This is a genomic window from Granulicella arctica (genome assembly GCF_025685605.1).
Taxonomy (GTDB): domain Bacteria; phylum Acidobacteriota; class Terriglobia; order Terriglobales; family Acidobacteriaceae; genus Edaphobacter; species Edaphobacter arcticus.
The window spans coordinates 2,369,426-2,388,718 of the sequence record NZ_JAGTUT010000001.1; the positions used below are offsets into that span (position 1 = coordinate 2,369,426).

Genomic DNA, 19,293 nt, shown 5'->3' on the forward strand with positions numbered 1-19,293 from the left:
TCGAATTGCTGATGTTTTGGATCATCGCAGTTCTAAAGATTCAGCTCTAAATATGCAAACTGAACCTTCGGTAGAAGCGCTCACGCTTACCCGGGGTGGACAAAAACTCGCGCTGAACTGGCTTGTCCTCAGTTTCATGATTCTGTTCCATGTGGCGGCTCTTGCGGCTTTGTTCTTCTTCAGTTGGACTGCGCTTGCTGTCGCCGTCTTCCTGCACGTGATTGCTATCAACGTCGGCATCGGTATGGGCTACCACCGCCTGCTGACACACCGTGGTTATAAGGTGCCTCGCTGGCTTGAGCATGTGCTCGCTGTCTGTGCAACCCTGAGTCTTGAGGGAGGGCCGCTCGTTTGGGTCGCTACGCATCGACTACATCATCAGCACACTGACAAGGCCGGCGACCCTCACTCGCCATTCGAAGGTGGTTGGTGGTCTCACGCCGGATGGGTCATTTATGGTGCTGGCGCAAGTGGAGAGCCCGCTTTGCTGGCGCGGTATACGCCCGACCTCGTCAAAGATCCATTCTATGTATGGCTCAATCGATATCATTGGGTCCCCCTCACACTCGTTGCACTTGGCTTACTCGCGGCAGGTGGGTGGTCGTGGGTACTCTGGGGGATTTTTCTACGGGTGACCTTTGGACTGCATGCTACGTGGCTCGTCAATTCAGCCACCCACATGTGGGGCTCACGACGCTTCGCGACTCGGGATGAGTCTCGCAACAACTGGTGGGTCGCTTTGCTTACGGGTGGGGAAGGTTGGCATAACAATCATCACGCCCATCCCGTCTCGGCGCGTCATGGCTTGGCATGGTACGAATTTGATCTGAACTACTACGGTATCTGGCTGCTGGGTAAGTTAGGCGTTGCCAGAAATATCAATGCGCCATCGTTAGGGCAAGCGCTGAAGACATCTCATCCTGATCTCACCCAATAAGTTGTGTCACCAACTGATCGATGGGCGTCACTGGATCGGGGGTTTGAGGCCTGGCAATAGTTTTACGCGATTCAGTAGATGCTGTTGGGGTCCCGACTTTACGAAACCGATAGTGCTGTTGCCACCGAAGTCGAAAGGCGGGTTTGCGCGATGGCAACCTCGGCATACAGCAATATAGATCAGCCTCTGCCGTTGAAGCTGTGAATGAGACGACGGTCACGTTTTGTTGGGCGCGCGCTATGCGTGTATGCGTCGGGACCTAAAAGCTTGCGCTCCTCTGCAACTTTACGTCTTTGCTCCATGCTTGCCGCAGTCTCTCGGTAGTAGGTCTGAGCGATAGCTGCCGCAGCGCGTTGCTCGCTAAGCGTTAGAACCTCTACTTCGAAGTCGCCAGCCTCGTTTTTGATTTCCAGCATGTCACCCAGTCGAACTTCGCGGGAAGGCTTAGCGCGTTGCTTATTGGAAGAGATGCGGCTCATTTCGCAGGCTTTTGAGGCCTGCTCGCGAGTTTTGAAGAACCGTGCGGCCCAGAGCCACTTGTCGATGCGGATGCCAGTCATCGTTCTATTTTCTTACTAAAGGCCTTTGCGTGAACAGCCCGCTGCGAGGTCGCGCTCTATGACCCAGAAATTTGTTGCAACCTCGGGCAAGGTTTAGTCTGTCTATGGATAGCATCATGACCGCACCCAAAGCTCTTTTTTGCCCTACATGTCGCAAAGTAGTTCCCGTGGCGAGCGAAGACTTTCCATTCTGCTCAGACCGCTGCCGTATTCTGGACCTTGGTAAATGGGCTAGTGGCGACTATAAAATCTCGTCGCCGATCCAGGATCCCGATCTCCTAGAAGAGTTGGCTCGCTCAAATGCGAACCGACATCCGCACGAGACCGAAGACTAGCCCAACCACAATCGCTTCTGCACCATCTACACTGTCATCATGTGCGGAATCGTCGGTTATATCGGTCCTAATGCTCCTGTTCCCATCATTATTGAGGGTCTGCGCCGCCTCGAGTACCGCGGCTACGACTCCGCCGGAATTGCCGTTGCCGGTGGGCCGGAAGGTCTTTCGCTGCGCCGCGCACCCGGCAAACTTCGGAATCTTGAGGCGGTTATCGCAGCTTCCCCCATTGAAGGAAGCTTTGGAATCGGGCACACACGCTGGGCGACCCACGGACGTCCGACTGAAGAGAACGCGCACCCCCATCGCGACGGGACGGGAACTCTGGTCGTTGTCCACAATGGCATTGTCGAAAACTATCTTGCACTCAAGCAAGAGCTGATTGCCAAGGGTCACACCTTCTTCTCGCAAACCGATACCGAAATAATCGCTCACATTATCCAGGACGAGCTTGAACTTGCCGGGTCACCTGAGCCGCAGGGGAAGCGCACCGCTGATATCAACACGTCGGAAGCAGTAATCAACTCGCAGATTCCGACGATCCCTCTTGAGGAGGCTGTTCGCCGGGCTGTAAAGCGCCTCTCTGGAGCGTTTGCGATCGGTGTCCTTTCGGCCCATGAGCCGAACAAGCTTGTCGCTGCACGGATGGGACCGCCAGCTGTTATCGGCATCGGTGAAGGAGAGTATTTTCTCGCTTCCGATGTGCCGGGCATCCTTCACCATACCCGTAACATTCATTTTCTTGCTGATGGTGAAGTGGCTATTCTCACTCGCGAGGGTGTGACCCTTACCGACTTCACTGGTGCTCCTATCCCCCTGAAGGTGCAGCGGATTCTCTGGGATCCGATTATGGCCGAGAAAGCCGGCTATAAGCACTTCATGCTCAAGGAGATCAACGAGCAGCCACGTTCGATCCGCGACACGACGCTCGGGCGTGTTTCGCTCGATACCGGCAGGGTGTTTCTGCAGGAAATGCAGGTGACCGCGGACGATTTTCGCAATGCGAGCCAAATCACCATTGCCGCCTGTGGAACGAGTTGGCACGCAGGGCTGGCGGGCAAATTTATGATCGAGCGCCTTGCGCGGTTGCCCGTTGAGGTTGATTACGCCAGCGAATATCGCTATCGGGATCCCATCGCCGATCCGCGCGCAATTGGTCTGCTCATCACGCAATCTGGCGAGACGGCGGATACGATTGCCGCCCAACGTGAGTTGATCGCCAAAGGCTCAAAGACACTGGCGATCTGTAACGTCATTGGTGCGGCCGTTACCCGTGAGGCACAGGGAACCATCACAACCAATGCTGGCCCGGAGATTGGCGTAGCCAGCACAAAAGCGTTCACTGCTCAACTGACTGCTCTTTTCGTGTTCGCTCTGCATCTCGCGCAAGTTAGAGGCACTATTACGCAGGAAGAGTCGATCCACCTGGTGACGGAATTAAGCAAAATTCCGGGCAAAGTTGAGGAGATCCTTCGATCTGTTGACGATCAGTGCTGCCAACTTGCAAAGATTTTTTCAACCTCCCAGGATTTCCTCTTTCTGGGTCGAGGCATTCACTATCCGATCGCTCTTGAGGGCGCGCTGAAGCTGAAAGAGATCAGCTACATCCACGCTGAAGGCTATCCCGCTGGCGAGATGAAGCATGGACCGAATGCACTGATCGACGAGACGCTTCCAGTCGTCTGCATCGCTACAAAAGACCCAAACGATCCGAGCAGCGTGCTGAAGTACGAGAAGACCCTCAGTAATATTCAGGAAGTGACGGCGCGTAGTGGCCGCGTCATCGCCATTGCCATTGAAGGTGATGAAGAGATTGCGCAGCTTGTGGAACACACGATCCACATACCGCAGGCGCCGGAGTTGCTGCTACCCGTGCTTGAGGTAGTTCCACTACAACTGCTTGCTTATCACATCGCCGTTCGTCGCGGTTGTGATGTGGACCAACCAAGAAATCTTGCGAAGTCCGTTACGGTCGAGTAAAGCCCATGCTGGACTGAATGTTTGTCGGTCACGCAGGAACCTCCACGTGCGTTTGACGCGAGCCGAATGCAGTAGCACTTCTGTGAACACGATCCGGTGGCACTATCCCGCTGTCTGTTTGGCTAAGTACGCATGCTGCCACGGCGAGGTCATGACACTCCTTTGGAGGAGTGCGGGCCCCGGCAGCGGGATCCCTTCATTTAGGGGTCTGTCCGTTTTATTTGCACTCCAATGACAAGCGAAGCCCTCTATAGAGCGTGATGCCGACGTTCCGCCCCTACATGCAGATTGCTTATACGAGATTCTATAAATTGACTATCACCTTAGAAACCAAAGTGAACTTTTGTTTCATATTAATAAATGCTTAAGTAACATATTTTTATTGCATGAAGGGTACCTTCGGATGTATGTTCGCTATGTCAGTCAATGTCTTTGGACGTCTTCAAGGAGAAAGGTGGACCCTCAAATGATCACGATCTCTATCGCAGTCGCAACTCTTCTCTCTGCTCTTCTGGGCCTCATCACCATCAAATAGCTTTCCTGGAGGGCCGGCTTTCTTGTTTTCATTGGGAAGCAGAACCTCCAGAAATCTTGGTGGATCTCAATAAGGCTTGCCACTGATATGGTTTGTCTTCGGTGCGGCTTCTACACTTTGTGTGAGGCCGCACACCATGAACTTTCAACTGATCTTCTTCTGAATGAGCGGTTTACCTGCATAAGCTCCTTGCCTAAGAGATCATCCTGCTTTGTCAGGAGAAGGGCCACACATGATCGTTCTCAGCGTTTCCATCCTTGGCTTGCTTGCGTTCCTGAACAGCATTCTTCCCACCGTCTCCCTTGGTATCAAGTAGTTTTGAGAGCGACCGCCGAAACTGATAATCAGCGAAGCGGTCGCCTCTTACCCTTTTGGGTGCCGTGGGGGAAGGTGGTAGATGCTTTTCCCGACCAAGCTGCGAGATCAATTACAAGCCGTTTGTACTACGATATTATTATGTTACTTAAGTACATAATCGCGAAGGCGATTTCTCCCGCTACGAAATAGCGTTTGCTAATAACCTTTCAGTTCGCCTGACCTGGCCAATAAAAATCTAGAGATTAAATAGTTCGCGTAGCCGCTTGGTTTGGGAGCGGCTCACAGGAATCTCCGTTTGTTTGCGGTCGTCCATCCTAAGCTGATAGCTCGAGTTGAACCACGGCACAACTTCCCGAATGTGCTTCAAATTGACGATAAATGAGCGGTGGGCTCGCCAGAATGTCTCGGGATTGAGTTGTTCGGTCAACTCTTCCAGGGTGCGGCAGTTTGACTGCCCTTCGATCGCGGATGTCATGACATGGATTGCCCCTTCTTCGATCGAGGCGAAGCATATTTCGCTCTGATCGACGAGAAGAAGCCGGCTCTGTGCGCGTACCACCACCTTGCCAAAGATTTTCGTGACAGCAGGCTTTGGACCCTGCACCTGCTCTTCCACAAGCCGCAACAGAGCGTCAAGCTTCGCATTGCTGGAGGAGTCTGCCGGTACGGCCTTTCGCGCCAACGCCTTCTCTACCGTCTGTTTCACTCGCTTGCGATCAAAAGGCTTGAGAAGGTAGTCCGCCGCGTTTACCTCAAATGCACGAACAGCGTAACGATCAAACGCAGTTGCAAACACGATCTGCGGTAGGGCAATCTTCTTCTCCAACAGCTTCTTCAGAACAGCAAAGCCATCAAGACCTGGCATTTGGACATCCAGAAAAACCACATCGGGATGATGAAGGCGAATCAGGTCAACCGCTTCGATGCCGTTGGTACCTTGCGCGAGCAGGTCGATGCCACCGATCGCCTCAAGCAGATACTGCAACTCCTGGCGAGCCAGTGGTTCGTCATCGATGATTAGAGCGGTGAGTGCCATCGATAACCATGTTAGTCGCAGTAAGGAGGTTCGGTGCTAGTCACTGTAGGCGCGTAGCCGTGCGGGTGCGTGATCCTCGGCGAGATCGTGTCCGCATTGGGTGCAATACACATCTGTGATCTGCACACCGCGGAAACATTGCCCGCACACAGGGGCCATCTGGAACTGACATTGCGGACAGAAGTGGTAGGTAGAGGTGATCTCTGTGCTGCAATGCGGACAACGCGACAGGATCGGCTGCCGCAGCAGGAAATATACAACTCCTCCGATTCCACCGGGCATCAGGATGACGATGAGCAGCCAAAGACCGGCGGACATGTTTCTACGTTTGACGTCGCGGCTGACGTAGCCCACCAGCAGAACATAGCTTGCGAAGGCTGTTCCCGACGAATAGCCCATGAGCAGTCGCCACGGTAGCAATTCTGCCTTGTGGTGGGGAAGTATGCCGTGAAAGAGATATTGTGTCGCGGCGAAGACGATGATCGCCAAAATAATTGACCATTTTGGAATCATGGCAAGTTCAGCGTCACCTGCCTTCGGTGAACCATCCGTCTCTTTGTTCCAGAAGCCAGTCATCGGATCGCCTCAGCGTCCGTCTGATTGCGTCCGCGACGAAACCAGACCATGGCGAGCAAAGCGCCGGAGACGGGCACAAACCATAAGAGAAGGAGGAAAAGATGATGGCTCTGCGCCGGCGTGTCCGAGGAGAGCAATTCGTACTGCTCGAGAACCATCCAGAAGGCCGAGAAGAGCAGGATCATGAAGATCGAGCAGACGAGCAGCGGGAGCAGCAGGCTCCGAATCCTGCTTCGATTCGCCTGCATCGACCGAGCGCGCTCCCGAACCACGCGGTGAGTTCGATTGACCATGCTGGCTTTTGCGGCAGAGTTCAGACCTGTTATGGACGAGCGGCTCAGGACATTCGGCACTGGCAGCTCTGTTTCCAGCAGTCTGGGATGTACAGCGTTCATCGACTTCATCGGAGAGTCTCCGCCTGAGGCCTCGAACTGCGTAGGCGCTGCATTTCTGGCTTCAAAGCAGCCAGCCCGCGATAGAGGCGGGATTTCACCGTGGAAAGAGGAGCCTTGGTTACCCCTGCGATTTCCTCGAGCGAGAGTTCCTCGTGGAAACGAAGGACGAGTACCTCTCGATAATTGGGCTCGAGGGTCAGCAAAACTTCTGCAACTTCGGCGCTATTTTCACGAGTCTGAAATTGCTCGAGCGGGGAAGGCTCGTCAATTGCGATCTGGAATGGACGCTCATCGTCACCCGCCTCGTGCATCTCGTCGAGACTTGCCATGGTGCGCTTGCGGGAGAGATCGATGACCAGGTTGCGAGCGATGGTGAAGAGCCAGGTGTCGAAACGTGCCTTGCCGTTGTACTGCGCGCCACGCAGGAGGACGCGCATCCAGGTCTCTTGAAACAGATCTTCCGCTACTTCACGCTTGCCCGTAAGAAAAAGCAGGTAGCGTAGCAGGCGATGCTGGTAGAGCTCGATCAGATGATCGAGAACGTCTGGGTCTTGACGCTTCAGGCCACGCGCAATGACAGAGTTCTCTCGTTCTGTCTCAGCCGCGAGAGCGACGGAAGCCGCAAGTGACCGTGTCTGCACACCTGTAGAGACGGAGGAGCTGATTGAAAAGACGCCATGGGCAACGGATTCCTCGCGCTTCACTGTGGGCACCCTCAAAGCTTCATTTGAAATACTTATTTGTGGATATTTCTATGTAATTGTAAACGCAGTTCGCGCTTAAACCCCGTATAACTTTGAGCGGTAAACTGCAGATATGGAAGTTTTGTACGGTATTCATCCTGTTGAGGAGGCAATTCGTTCGGGCGCACGGCAGCTCGACCATGTCAGCGTTGCTCGAGAGCGGCGCGACGAAAAACTGGATCGCCTGCTCGAACTCTGCCGCTCTGCTGGAATCCGCGTCACCCACGAATCAAAAGACACGCTGACGAAGCTTGCGCGGTCGGAGATGCATCAGGGTGTTCTGGCCGTGGTCCGCGAACGCAAGTTCCTGGCGATCGAAGATTTGATGGCTGGCGAGAAGGAGGGGTATCGGTTCTTCCTCGCACTCGATGGCGTAGAGGATCCCCATAACCTGGGCGCGCTTCTTAGAACTGCTGAGGGCGCAGGCGTGGACGGCGTCATCATTCCGGAACGGCGCTCAGCTCCAATCACTGCTACCGTGGCGAAGACCTCAGCCGGAGCGTCCGAGCACGTAAAGGTCGCCCGCGTTACGAATCTTGTTCGTTCGCTGGAGCAGTTGAAGCAGAAGAATGTCTGGGTGCTGGGCCTCGATGAGCGTGGCTCGCCGGATTACATGGATTTCAATTTTAATACGGATTGCGTTCTGGTCTTAGGTCGCGAGGGAGCAGGCCTGCACGACCTTGTTAAGAAGACCTGTGATCACCTCTTACGCATACCGATGGCTGGCCAAGTCTCTTCGCTCAACGTGTCTGTCGCGGGAGCAGTAGTCATGTATGAGGCAATGCGGCAGCGTCGGCAGCCGGTTGCGCCACCTGCCGCTCCGGTGGTGCTTAAGAAGCGTAAGGGGCTCGGATCTTGAGGAAATTTGCAACGGCTCTATTTGGCCTGGCATTGTTGCCCGCAGGGTTCGCCCAGGAGATACCACAAAGCCAGAGTGGAACTGTTCTTTTCTCCACCGAGAAGAAAGAGCCATCCCAAGCCGTCCATCCGAGCGTAACCGATGCGCTTCCCGAGATGACCGCGGCTGGCCGTGATGCTCCTACCTTTATCAACTACGACCTTGACGTGCATCTTGCCCCTGCAAAGTCACAGATTACAGTGCGATCCAGTCTGGATGTGCGCAATGACGGCACCGAGCCGCTGCGGTACCTTGCGCTCCAGATCTCGTCGACGTTGATGTGGGAGAGCTTTGCCATCAGCGGTGCCGAGAAGAACACGCCAGTGATCTTCGGTCAGCACGAGATCGACACCGATGCGGACCACACGGGTAAGGCCAATGAGGCAATTATCACGCTGCCACAGCCTCTCGCGCCGGGCGCGGTGGTCTCCCTGACAGCGTTTTACTCCGGCGAGATTCGCCCCAGCGCCGAGCGACTTGAGCGGATTGGAGCACCTGTCGATCAAGCTGCTTCTGCGGATTGGGACCAGATCTCTGCTGAGTCGACCGCAATTCGCGGCTTTGGCGATGTGCTCTGGTATCCGGTTGCTGCTGAGCCGGTCTTTCTCGGTGATGGGGCAAAGCTCTTTCAGGCTGTTGGAAAAAACCGATTGCGGCAGGCACAAACGAAGATCCACCTGCGCCTCACGGTCCAGTACGTTGGGGACCCTCCCGATGCGGCTTTCTTTTGTGGGCGCCGCGAGCAGTTCGTGGCTACCAGCGAGAATCAGGATGTTCCCGTCGTTGAGTCGCCCGGTATCGCTACGGCTGATTTTGAAGCTGAAAAGCTAGGCTTCCGATCGCCAAGCCTCTTTCTGACAGATCGAGCGGCAACTGTCACGAGTGACACGCTGATTGCCGCTGTCACGGACCATTACGATGCACTACCTCAGTATGGTGCGGGCGCGGCACTCGTGAAGCCACTGCTTACGGAATGGTTAGGGACGGTGCCCCTTAGCCAGTTGATGATTCTTGATCACTCCGGGCAGCCGTTTGAAGATGGAGCCTTTCTGGTGCTCCCGATGCGCGCCAGCAGTGCGGCGACGCTCGCTCCTTCGCTTGTTCATACACTTGCTCATGCCTGGTTCCGCTCGACGCATCCCTGGCTCGATGAGGGCGTCTCGCAATTTATGTCCTTGCTTTGGACGGAACAGAACCAGGGCAGAGCGGCGGCAGTGGAGATGCTGCAGCAGCAGGCGAATGCGCTTGCCCTGGTTGAGCCCGAGATTGTTCCTGGAAATGACAACGTAGGGCAGAGCCTTATTCACGCAAGTGATGATGTCTACTACCGTACGAAGGCATCTGCCGTTCTGTGGATGTTGCGTTCAGCGGCGGGCGATGATGCTCTCAAGCAGACTCTGATCGCTTATCGCAAGGATCGCAAGCAGGACAGTGATCCGGTCGGGTTTGAGCTTGCTCTAGAGAAGAATTCTCACAAGGACTTGCGCTGGTTCTTCGATGACTGGGTGTACCGGGATCGAGGGCTACCTGACCTTACCATCGTGAATGTCACCCCAAGGGCGCTGCCTCCGCAAGGTGGTAAACCGGCAGGCTGGCTGGTATCCGCTGAAGTGAGAAACGATGGAGATGCGGTTGCTGATGTGCCGGTGACGGTGCGCTCTGGAACACTATCGGCGACGGAACGACTGCGAATACCGGGGCATTCCAGCACCTCGACGCGCATTCTTTTTGAAGGGACGCCAGATGAGGTCCAGGTAAACGATGGGACTGTCCCGGAGATGCGCAACTCGGTGCATACCATTCAGGTCAGGGTACGAACGCAGTAGCTTTAACGATGCATGAAGTGTCGCGGCACTGCCGCAGCGGCTCTACTGCCCTGCCAGAACTGCGCACCACCCCAGTTTCGGGTTGAGGTGAGATCGAAGCGAAATGGTGTGGATGTGGCGACCGTTGGCAGGACGCTGGAAAGTCCGTCACCAAGCTGCGGCACGGCCGCTCCAAGGGCGAGAAGCTTCGAGGGAAGCGCTGTTCCAGTCAGGTGAAGCGTGTATCCAAACTGGTCGAGGCGACCTTCGACGGTGGCAAAGTCGCGGCCTCCGAGCATCAGCGGAACTGGCGCAAGAACGAATACTGGACGCTGCCTTTGATTGCCTGGTAGCGAGATGACGCGACCGCTCACAGTGCCCGAAATAATAGGAAGATCCGCGACTGACGGCACAATGAGTGAGGCGTCTGCGAGTGTAAACTGACCTCCCCATTGCGCGGAAGGCGTTGCTTCCGGCCTTAGAAAGACGCTGCCTGCAAGGGTTCCCGTTGCCGAGATATCCGGGCTGAGTCGGGAACTTGCAACATGCATCCAGTCCAGCAGGGCTGCAGCGGGAATTCCAGGGGTTCCAAAGTCCGCAGATGATTTGGACATGGCGTGAGTGTCTGGGATCGACGCCGTGAGCGCGAAGGTCTTTGGGGCGGCCGTCAAGGCTTGTGGCCAACTACAGCTGATATCCGTGACTGACCGGAAGGCCGAGGTCTGAATAGCCTGACACTCGGCATCGATCGACACGGTATGCAAGGGGACAAAGTCTGCTCGGCGCATGTCCGTGAAGTGGAGCGCGGCCTGCACGGAACTTCTGCCAACAGTGCCTTGGGCAGAGGCGGAGAGAAGCATGGAGCCGCGGACTCCGGCGTCGTGCCCGAGTACGACGCGGCTTGCTTCGCCAAGGGGCGCGTTGCGCCACTCTGCGTGGAGATCAATCGGTACATCGTTCAAGGCGGCAGCGCGTCCGAGGGTACCTTCGAGGCGGATCGTTCCCGTGTCGGAGGCGCTTGTATCGGTGCGAACCGGCTTACCGCTCAGGCGAAGTTGCCACTGCTGCGGGGTGTTGAGCCAGAGAGCGACCTCTGCCTCGGTGAGCGAGATCGGTGTCTTCTCCTGATCGAGCTTCAGGTTGAGGCGAGCGCCTGTCGCCTCGATGTATGGGAAGCGTGGCGCTGCGCTGGAGCGTGTCTGCGCTGTGGGCGCGGCGTTGATCCGGGCTGCCTGAAGGAGAATACCTTCGAGGTTCCACTTGCCTGCGCTGGTTCTTACAAGATTGATGCTGGGATCGGTGAAGCTGATGCGCGTGAACTCGATGCGACGACGCCAGAGAGAGCTGATGCGGAGTGTGGCGCGGACTTCGCTGGCGCGGACGAAAGGCTCCGCGCCGAACGCAGGATCATCGGCTATGACGAAGTTCTCGATGGTCAGACCGGGAAGCGGGAAGACGGTAAGCGAGATACGATCCAGGTGAATCGGTCGCCCAAGGCTCTCGCTCAAGCTGGTGACGATTCGTCGCTGGAACCGGTTGACGTTGAGTAGCGGAAGAGCGAAGCCGATCAAGATCAGCAGGAGCAACAGACCGAAGATGGGCAGGAGTCTGCGAGACAGCGGACGCTTTCGCTGCCTCGCACTGTGGCTTCGCTCGTAGGTGGAGTCAATTTCCTGCATCTGCATTATCCATGGTCTTCTGGCTGCTCTGGTTTAAAGGATACGATGCAGCGTTCGATTCCAGCGGGTCTGATCGAACATGTGAAAGAGAACATGGCCGATGAAGCTGATCCGATCGCCTGCGCTCTGTTTGTCGATCTGGTCTGCTGGCGTCTGGAATGACCAGTAGACGAAGAGCGGTCGACCTACGATGTTCTCGCGCGGGACGAAGCCCCAATAACGACCGTCGAGACTTTCGGTCCGGTTATCTCCCAGGGCGAAGATCTTGCCGGGCGGAACAAGCAGATCGCCATCCTGAACGTTGCGGGGAAGCTCAGCGGCCCATTGTTCGGTGACCTCTTCGTATGGCCCTGGCTTGGTGGAAGGGAAGTTGTCGCGATAGGCGTTGAAGGCGTGCTGTGGGTTGTCATCGTCAGCAGGCTTTCCGGCCTGCGACTCATTCTGCGCAACGCCGTTCAGGTAAACGATGCCTTTGTGGAGGTGGATTCGGTCTCCCGGAATCGCGATGGCGCGCTTTACGAGGTAGAGATCCGGTTCGCCTGGCTTGAGGAAGACGATTACGTCGCCGCGATGAACATCGCGATAGCCCATGAAGAAGGCCCAGGGAGTTGGCGGCGCGAGCGTGACACGATCGACGACAACGTGATCGCCGATGAGAAGCGTTCCAACCATCGAGGCTGAAGGGATCTCAAAGTTCTGGAAGACAAAGGTCATCACGAAGAGACCGATGATCAGGACGCCGCAGATGGAGGCGAGCGATTCGAGGAGTGTCTCCGACTCGCTTGATGGCGTAGCAGGAGCTTCGTCAATGGACGCTGGTTCGTCGCTGATGGTCACGATTGTGGTCTCTGCAGGCACAGGTGACAGTGTATCGCCGATGACGGTTCGTGCAGCCTGTTAGTAGATGACGCGGAGGGTTCTGTCCCATCGCGCGAGATCGACCAGATGACCGAGGAAGCTCTGCCTGATGCGGGAAGAACGCAACGGTGCTTTGAGTTGCGGCGCGGCGGAAGGGTCATTACGCTCTATTCGCCGGAGGGAGAAGTAGATGAGGAAGGGCTTTCCCACGATTGCCGACCTCGGGACAAAACCCCAGTAACGGCTGTCCTCGCTGTTGTTGCGGTTGTCGCCGAGAACGAAGTACTTATTGGGTGGAACGACCAGGTTATCGTGGTCGATGCGATGACGCATCTCGATCCACCAATTGGCGTCAATGCCTGGTTCCGCAGTCTCCATGCGGGGGAAGTTATCCCGGAAGCTATCTGGTCCAGCGGCTCGATAGACCGCGTAAGGTTCGTCGAGCCGCTGATCATTGATATAGACATGACCTTCGCGGAGTCGTACGCGATCGCCCGGAAGACCGATCACGCGCTTGACGAGGTGAAGCGATGGTTCGACGGGGTAGTGGAAGACGACGATATCGCCGCGATGAATACTGGTTGGCGGAAGAGGATCGTGGGCTTCTGTGGGGACAAGTTGCTTATTAACGAGCAGGAAGTCTCCGACCAGAAGAGTTGGCTCCATCGAGCCTGAGGGGATCTGAAATGGCTGGGCTGAGAAGGCGATGATGAAGATGGCAATGACGATCAGGTAAAGGACCGACTGAACCGCTGCGAGCGGACCGCTGGGATGATGATGGTGCGCGATGTGCTGCGCGGAAGGCGGGGAATTCATCCCGCGGCTTCCGCTGCTGCGGGTTGAGGCAAGAGACTTGCTTCGGTGCGCAGACGTGTCAGCGCGAGACGTGCAGCTTCCTGCTGAGCCAGTTTCTTGGTCGTTCCGACGGATTCGGCAAGCGAGATACCGCTTTCGATGCGGACTTCAACGCGGAAGGACTTCTGGTGATCGGGTCCTGTTTGATCGGTGAGGACATATTGCGGCTGACCTGCACCTGCGGCCTGCAGAAACTCCTGGAGGGCGGATTTGTGGTCGCCGATAGCTCCGCTGAAGGTGCTTCCTCCGCTGAGGGCGAGGTTTAGATCGGGAAGCGTTGGCTCGATCACGTGCTGCTCGATGAATTGCTGGGCCGCCGCGAGACCGCCGTCGAGGTAAAGCGCTGCGATTACGGCTTCCATGGCGTTTGCGAGGAGAGCTGGTTTTCTGCGACCTCCGCTTTGCTCTTCGCCTTTGCCGAGGCGCAGAGAACGACCCAGGTCGATGCGAGCAGCTACATCGGCGAGGTGTTTTCGGCTCACGAGGGAGGCGCGAAGACGGGTCAATTCTCCCTCGCGTGAGCCGGGAAAACGACGGTAGAGCGATTCAGCTACGACGAGGCCGAGAACGGCATCACCTACAAATTCAAGCTGCTCATTGTCGCCTTCGGGATCCTGCAGCGCTTCTGGATTTGTCTCGTAGGAGAGGGAGCGATGGGTTAGAGCGCGCGTCAGGAGATCGGGCCTGCGGAAGGTGTGGCCGAAGTTCGACTCCGGCTGGATTTTAATTGTCTTCCGAGGACGTGTGCTCATACTGCTCCTGCACTCTACTGTATCGAATGCTCTTTTGGGTGGTCTGGAACGCTTCTGCGAGGGGTACCCCCCTCCCCCCTACCTAAGTACGAAAGTCTTCAAAACAAGGGAGTTAGAGGGGTACCTCAACGTAGTTCAGTGCAGGGTGCGTCGCAATTGCGGGAACAAGGAGGGCTTGCGGAGGTCGAAGTTGTCAAGTTTGTGAGGAGCGGTTTGGAGGCTAGGGGTGCGGTGTGACCGGCGGCACCGGTGGCTTGTAGGCTTCTTTTTCGGCCTTGCCTGAGGGGTCGAACGGCGCGTCGTCCTTATCATCCTTATCGGCAGGTTTGCCGGTGGTGCCGTTGCGCATCGCCTCGCGCTGGGGGAGAGCGAAGGGCTGTTTGAGGCCGACTTCGGCTGCGGTCTTGGTGTCTGGAAGGCTGTCGCGGGTGGACAGGGCGGCCTTGTACTCGTCGAGTGCCTTGGGACGGTTCGACTGGATATCGTAGAGGCGGCCAAGATAGATGTGAGACCAGGCCAGCGTGCGAGGGTCCTTCGAGGTCTTGAGAGCCTCCGAGAAGTGGGAGATGGCCTCGTCGGGCTGACGGTCCATGAGGTCGAGACGGGCGAGGAGATAGTGGGCGCGAGGGTGATCGCCTGTCGGGTCGGCCAGAGCTTTTTCAGCAAGTTCGTGGGCGGTGGCGGTATCGCCCTGCATCATCTTCAACTCGGCGAGACGGAGACCAACGGGCTGCTGAGGGACGCGGCGAACGACATCGTGACCATCGAGGAGATCGCGGCTACCGGGTGGGAAGAAGGTGATCTGCTCCTCGTGATGGCGCTGCCGGTCCACGTCCATGCCGTAGACCATTTCACCGATGTACTCCTTGAGGCTGACGTTGTCCTTCTCCATGATGCCGAGCCTGTCGTAGAAGTAGTCGACGAGGACCCATCCCTGGCGGACATTGCGCTCGACGAGTTTGCGTCGGGTGCCCTCGGCCTGCCGATCGTAGACGACCATCTCGGCGTCGTAGTGTTCCATGTCAGTCCGCGTTTTGACGGCGTTGGGTTTCACTGGCTTCGGAATACCGACGTCCATGGTTCGCGCTTCGACTGCCTTGATGAGGCACTCGGTGAGGAGGGCAACGATGTCAGAGCGGTGGGCGAAGTCGAGCGGGGAATCCTCAATCTGGACGGGCTTGAGGAGGGGAAGGAGCCTGTCCATAGAGGCGGCGCGGGCGTAGACGAGCGGCTCTACCTCGTAGTGCAGATAGGTATGGCGGATCTGGTCCATGCGCACGGTGGCTTTTCCGTTTGCGGCTGAGCTTGCGATCGGTGATGTGACGACGATGGAGTCGTTCGAGTAGATGCGAGCGTTGGTCGCGGACGGGGCCAGCATCGGCTCAAGCAGGACGAGGAAGCGGCGACCGTCGTAGCTGCTGACGGGAAGACCGAGATAGATGTTGGTATCCAGAATCATGCGCGTCAGGGGATCGTGGATCTGGGTGACAAGCGCCTCGTACTGAGGTCGATGCTCGATCCAGAGGGCGTGCAGGTGGACGGTCTCACTGAAGGTTCTGAGGAGCGGAAGAATGTTGACGACCTGGGTGGAATCGGGCGGCAGGTCTGTCTCGGGTACGGAGGGGGTCAGTTCCGGGTTCGGCGTGACGTAGAGGGCGAGCGAGACGTACTGGGCAAGATTAAGACCGGCATCGTTCAGGGTGTGTTGGCGAATGTAGGCGCAGAGGGCGTCCCGACTATCGCGGGCGGGGGCCGAACCGGTGAGGGCGTCGTTCACTTCCTGCCGAATCTCGAGCCGCACGGGATTGGAGGCGGCCAGATCGGTGTCATAGCCGCAGGCGTTGAGGCCGACGGCGATGTCGAAGAGGGGCTCGCTGGTCTCGAGGGTGATCGCGGAGCCGCCAGCCTCGGGTTGCGCGATGCGGGCTACACGCGAGGTTGAGGTGCTCTGCGTCGGAGCGGGCTGCTCGCTGGAGCTGCTACTGCCGGAACTCTGCGTCTGTGAGGGGGTCTGGCCGGCGGCGGCAAGGGTGAGGAGAGTGCCGAGGCTGGTGACGAGGAGTCTGCGGGAGAGAACGGTAGTAGGGGATAGGACCACGATAGATTCGACGCTCGCTTCTAGCTTATGGGAGCCGCAGAGCAACTAGCAAGGGAGCTTAGCCGTGGACGGAGACACCGTCGTAGGTGAGAAGCATGTGGCTGCGCACGGGGGTGCCGAAGACGCTGGCTGGCTGAAAGACACTGAGGAGAAGTTGATCCTCGATCTGGGCGCGGACGGCGGGAGATTGAGGGTCGGAGATGATGGTGTAATCGTAGACCCGACCCTGGGAATTGATCCGCGCTTCGACGACGATGGTGGTGTCGTGGGCGGTCAGAATAGGACGGGGTTCATCTGTCGAGTAGAGATAATGAGGTGCAGTCATGGCGCCGAGGGGCTCATCGTCGGCTCGAACTGCGGATGGAACCGCGACCGAGCCGCAGAGGAAGACGATGGCACCGAGCAGCACGACGGCCATGGCAAAGCCTGCGGAGACCTGGACGAGCATGGGGCGGGCAGTGTTGTCCCAATACAAGCTGATGGTGTCGAAGACGCTGGACATGCGCTTTGACTTCTCGCGGGAGATGGCGAGGCGGAGCTTGAGGCCGAGGTCCTGGGGCGCTTTGGCCGTGCGGAGCATGGAAAGGGTGTCCTGCATGGAGCGCCAGGCGGTGAATTCACGGGCGCAGTCAGAGCAGGAGTCGAGATGAGAGGCGATCTGCTGCATGTCGGCTCCGTTGACGGCACCATCAAGGTAAGCAGAGAACGAGGCCTGGGTAAATTCGCAGGTCGAAGGTGGAGTCATCAAACGCTCCCTGTGGAGGACAGCGCGACGGCGTGCGCGGTGGCGGCGCGGCGGCCGTTTGCTTCTGCGGCCTCTGCGTCGATCAGGACGGTGCGGAGTGCGGCACGGCCACGGGTGAGGCGAGACTTGACGGTGCCGAGATTGACGTCGAGGATTTCGGCGATCTCCTCGTAAGCGAATCCTTCGATCTCGCGCAGGATGACCACGGTGCGGTAGGCCTCAGGAAGCTGCTGCAGGGCGGCTTCGACACGCTGGCGGACCTGGGTCTGGACGGCGTGATCGTAGGGGGATTCGCGCCGGTCGGCGAGTGTGGCGGAGAGGAGGGGAATGTCCCCATCGTCGTCGGGCTCGGTGGCGGAGGAGTCGATGGTGAGCTCCTGACGCTTGTGGCGGGACCACCAGCGGCGCTGGTTTGAGGCTTCGTGGAGGGCAATGCGGTAGAGCCAGGTGCGGAGGCTGGATTCGCCGTGGAAGCCGCGGATGTTGCGGAAGACCTTGATGAAGACTTCCTGCGTGATGTCGGCAGCGTCTGCGGGATCCTGAATACTGCGGGCGATAAGGGAGTAAAGGGGCTGATGGTACTGGGCGATGAGCAGGGCGAACGCATTCTCGGATCCGGCCTTGAGGTCGGCAACGAGGGTCGCGTCTTCCGATCGGAGTTCGATCGTGCCAGCCAGATTCATGATGATGCCCGCCTGCATATCGGGTGCCCTCTACATTACGATTTCGTGACTGTGTGTGCAACTGTGCTGCAAGAAAGTGCGCCGCCGGCGGCCGAGTGCTCGCTCACTCTACCTACTTAGACACCGATGATGGGGCGATTAGTTCCCATAAGTTTGACGAATATCGTTGTGTCGGCCAAAATAGAATCAGTCCTTCCGCACGAGTGGGCCTGTGGCGCAGCTGGGAGCGCGCTTCCATGGCATGGAAGAGGTCATCGGTTCGATCCCGATCAGGTCCACCAATTACTTCAACAACTTAGCGGAACCCCTCCCAAACGTTTGGCAGCAAATGGCAGCAAATTTCAAATTGCCGTGCAGCCAAGCCATGTCAGTCGTTTCCATCTCCTCTCTGAAGCGCCACGCTTCGGCTGACTTTCTCTCAAAATTTCTATCCATCAATGCACCACCGCCACAGATTCGGGAATGGCTGGCGGTCGCATCTTGCCCTTCGCCCCCAGCTTCTTCATCGTGCCCTGCAGCTCCCGGTGAATGGAGTCCACAATGGCGCGAACGCCCTCCGGCATCTCCTGCATAGACGTCGGTCGTCGTCGCCACATGCGAGTGCCGCATCATCCCCTGCACGTCCTTCACTGTGCCCTTCTTCTGGGCCAGCGTTGCGATCGTGCGTCGGATGACCTGGAACGTGAGCTTCGGTAGACCGAGCTCGGTTGCCAGTTTGTGCAGGACCCGCTTGCGGTAGTTGCTCGGGTCCATGAAGGAGCCGTCCCGATTCGGAAACAGAAACGCTTCCTCATCCGATGGCGGCGGGCCATGTTTCTTCTTTTTCTTGTCGTACTGCTCTTGGCTGACTTCCCGCCAGGCGACGAGATCGTCGGAGAGGTCCTTCGCAATCGGTACTTCGGTGAGACTACCTTTCGTCTTTCCGTAGGACCGAATCTTCCCCTTGTAGACCGTCTCCACAATGGTAAGCGAAACCGCTTCAACGCGATGACACTTCCACCGGAACGCAAACAACTCGCTCGGCCGAAGTGCATTCGTCATATCGAGCTTGAGCAGAATCCGGTCGCGCAGGCCGAGCCTGGCCAAGGCCGCTGCGAGTTGTTCCCAACTCAGCACCGTCTTGTCCGTCTCCCGCAGGTTCGCGGGAGTCTTCAGCGTGCGCGCAGGGTCTTTCGGGAGAAAGTCCTGGTCAACCGCTTCAGCGAAGATCGCCTTGATGTATGCCCGAATCTGCAAGACCCTGTCTCTCGACCGCGTCTTGGCTAGCTTGTTGAGGTGAGTCTGAAGCGTGAACTTGTCGAAGTTCTCCAGCCGCACATCCCCGAACTCGTCAACGAGATCAGCCTGGATGAGGTGCTTCTTTACTTTGGCAGTTTCATCGCGCCAGTCCGCCTCTTTCAGCGGCAAGTAGCGGTGGAGTACGAACCATCCGAAGGTGACAGCTCCATTGACCATGGACTTGTCACCGTTGAGTGGCTGTTTTCCCAGCTTCACGACGGAGTCAG

At 57.3% G+C, this 19,293-nt stretch carries 18 protein-coding genes and 1 tRNA gene; 6 read left to right on the forward strand and 13 right to left on the reverse strand.

Annotation, left to right across the window (positions count from 1 at the left end; translation table 11 throughout):
- Positions 1-52: 52 nt before the first annotated feature.
- Positions 53-937: an acyl-CoA desaturase gene (locus tag OHL20_RS09915; RefSeq protein ID WP_396271895.1), complete on the forward strand. Its 885-nt coding sequence runs from the start codon at positions 53-55 to the stop codon at positions 935-937.
- Positions 938-1,116: 179 nt separating this feature from the next.
- On the opposite strand, the gene OHL20_RS09920 is transcribed toward OHL20_RS09915, so the two are convergent.
- Entirely contained in the window at positions 1,117-1,497 is a 381-nt protein-coding gene (locus tag OHL20_RS09920) for an RNA-binding S4 domain-containing protein (RefSeq protein ID WP_263383031.1), read from the reverse strand.
- Between the two features lie 116 nt (positions 1,498-1,613).
- On the opposite strand from OHL20_RS09920, the gene OHL20_RS09925 reads away from it, so the two are divergent.
- Complete coding sequence (locus OHL20_RS09925; protein ID WP_263383032.1) at positions 1,614-1,832, forward strand: DNA gyrase inhibitor YacG; 219 nt, start codon at positions 1,614-1,616, stop codon at positions 1,830-1,832.
- Positions 1,833-1,871: 39 nt separating this feature from the next.
- Complete coding sequence (glmS, locus tag OHL20_RS09930; protein ID WP_263383033.1) at positions 1,872-3,812, forward strand: glutamine--fructose-6-phosphate transaminase (isomerizing); 1,941 nt, start codon at positions 1,872-1,874, stop codon at positions 3,810-3,812.
- Between the two features lie 1,088 nt (positions 3,813-4,900).
- Here the strand turns inward: glmS and OHL20_RS09935 are convergent.
- From OHL20_RS09935 to OHL20_RS09950, 4 genes are read right to left on the reverse strand one after another with little or no spacing between them, the layout of a single operon-like run.
- Positions 4,901-5,701 carry a LytR/AlgR family response regulator transcription factor gene (locus OHL20_RS09935; protein WP_263383034.1) on the reverse strand — a complete coding sequence of 267 codons (801 nt, stop codon included), beginning with the start codon at positions 5,699-5,701 and terminating at the stop codon, positions 4,901-4,903.
- Positions 5,702-5,737: 36 nt separating this feature from the next.
- Complete coding sequence (locus OHL20_RS09940) at positions 5,738-6,277, reverse strand: zinc ribbon domain-containing protein (RefSeq protein ID WP_263383035.1); 540 nt, start codon at positions 6,275-6,277, stop codon at positions 5,738-5,740.
- On the reverse strand, positions 6,274-6,681 hold the full coding sequence (locus OHL20_RS09945; RefSeq protein WP_263383036.1) for a hypothetical protein: 408 nt from the start codon (positions 6,679-6,681) through the stop codon (positions 6,274-6,276). The genes OHL20_RS09940 and OHL20_RS09945 overlap by 4 nt, the downstream gene beginning before the upstream one ends.
- Positions 6,678-7,313, reverse strand: a complete 636-nt coding sequence (locus OHL20_RS09950; protein WP_263384989.1) for an RNA polymerase sigma factor — start codon at positions 7,311-7,313, stop codon at positions 6,678-6,680. Before OHL20_RS09950 ends, OHL20_RS09945 begins: the two co-directional genes overlap by 4 nt.
- 175 nt (positions 7,314-7,488) lie before the next feature.
- Between OHL20_RS09950 and rlmB the strand changes: the two genes are divergently transcribed.
- Together rlmB and OHL20_RS09960 are read left to right on the forward strand one after the other, a co-directional pair.
- The gene (gene rlmB, locus OHL20_RS09955; protein ID WP_263383037.1) at positions 7,489-8,274 is read left to right on the forward strand and encodes a 23S rRNA (guanosine(2251)-2'-O)-methyltransferase RlmB; all 786 of its coding nucleotides are present in this window, start codon (positions 7,489-7,491) and stop codon (positions 8,272-8,274) included.
- Positions 8,271-10,139 (forward strand): M1 family aminopeptidase, encoded by a 1,869-nt coding sequence (locus OHL20_RS09960; RefSeq protein ID WP_263383038.1) that lies wholly within the window; start codon positions 8,271-8,273, stop codon positions 10,137-10,139. Before rlmB ends, OHL20_RS09960 begins: the two co-directional genes overlap by 4 nt.
- A 2-nt stretch (positions 10,140-10,141) precedes the next feature.
- Here the strand turns inward: OHL20_RS09960 and OHL20_RS09965 are convergent, their stop codons facing one another.
- The 7 genes from OHL20_RS09965 to OHL20_RS09995 form a co-directional block, all read right to left on the reverse strand.
- Positions 10,142-11,797 carry an AsmA family protein gene (locus tag OHL20_RS09965; protein WP_263383039.1) on the reverse strand — a complete coding sequence of 552 codons (1,656 nt, stop codon included), beginning with the start codon at positions 11,795-11,797 and terminating at the stop codon, positions 10,142-10,144.
- 33 nt (positions 11,798-11,830) lie between these two features.
- Positions 11,831-12,628, reverse strand: a complete 798-nt coding sequence (lepB, locus tag OHL20_RS09970) for a signal peptidase I (protein WP_263384990.1) — start codon at positions 12,626-12,628, stop codon at positions 11,831-11,833.
- 66 nt (positions 12,629-12,694) lie between these two features.
- Positions 12,695-13,471, reverse strand: coding sequence for a signal peptidase I (gene lepB, locus OHL20_RS09975; RefSeq protein WP_263383040.1), 777 nt, complete (start codon positions 13,469-13,471; stop codon positions 12,695-12,697).
- Entirely contained in the window at positions 13,468-14,262 is a 795-nt protein-coding gene (rnc, locus tag OHL20_RS09980) for a ribonuclease III (RefSeq protein ID WP_263383041.1), read from the reverse strand. The genes lepB (OHL20_RS09975) and rnc overlap by 4 nt, the downstream gene beginning before the upstream one ends.
- A 220-nt stretch (positions 14,263-14,482) precedes the next feature.
- Positions 14,483-16,360 (reverse strand): tetratricopeptide repeat protein, encoded by a 1,878-nt coding sequence (locus OHL20_RS09985; protein ID WP_263383042.1) that lies wholly within the window; start codon positions 16,358-16,360, stop codon positions 14,483-14,485.
- A gap of 58 nt (positions 16,361-16,418) precedes the next feature.
- Complete coding sequence (locus OHL20_RS09990) at positions 16,419-17,105, reverse strand: anti-sigma factor family protein (protein WP_263383043.1); 687 nt, start codon at positions 17,103-17,105, stop codon at positions 16,419-16,421.
- Complete coding sequence (locus OHL20_RS09995) at positions 17,105-17,806, reverse strand: sigma-70 family RNA polymerase sigma factor (RefSeq protein WP_263383044.1); 702 nt, start codon at positions 17,804-17,806, stop codon at positions 17,105-17,107. The genes OHL20_RS09990 and OHL20_RS09995 overlap by 1 nt, the downstream gene beginning before the upstream one ends.
- Positions 17,807-17,993: 187 nt before the next feature.
- Between OHL20_RS09995 and OHL20_RS10000 the strand changes: the two genes are divergently transcribed.
- Positions 17,994-18,069, forward strand: a tRNA-Ala gene (locus OHL20_RS10000).
- A gap of 1 nt (position 18,070) precedes the next feature.
- Here OHL20_RS10000 and OHL20_RS10005 read toward each other — a convergent pair.
- Complete coding sequence (locus OHL20_RS10005; RefSeq protein WP_263383045.1) at positions 18,071-19,282, reverse strand: site-specific integrase; 1,212 nt, start codon at positions 19,280-19,282, stop codon at positions 18,071-18,073.
- Positions 19,283-19,293: the final 11 nt, after the last annotated feature.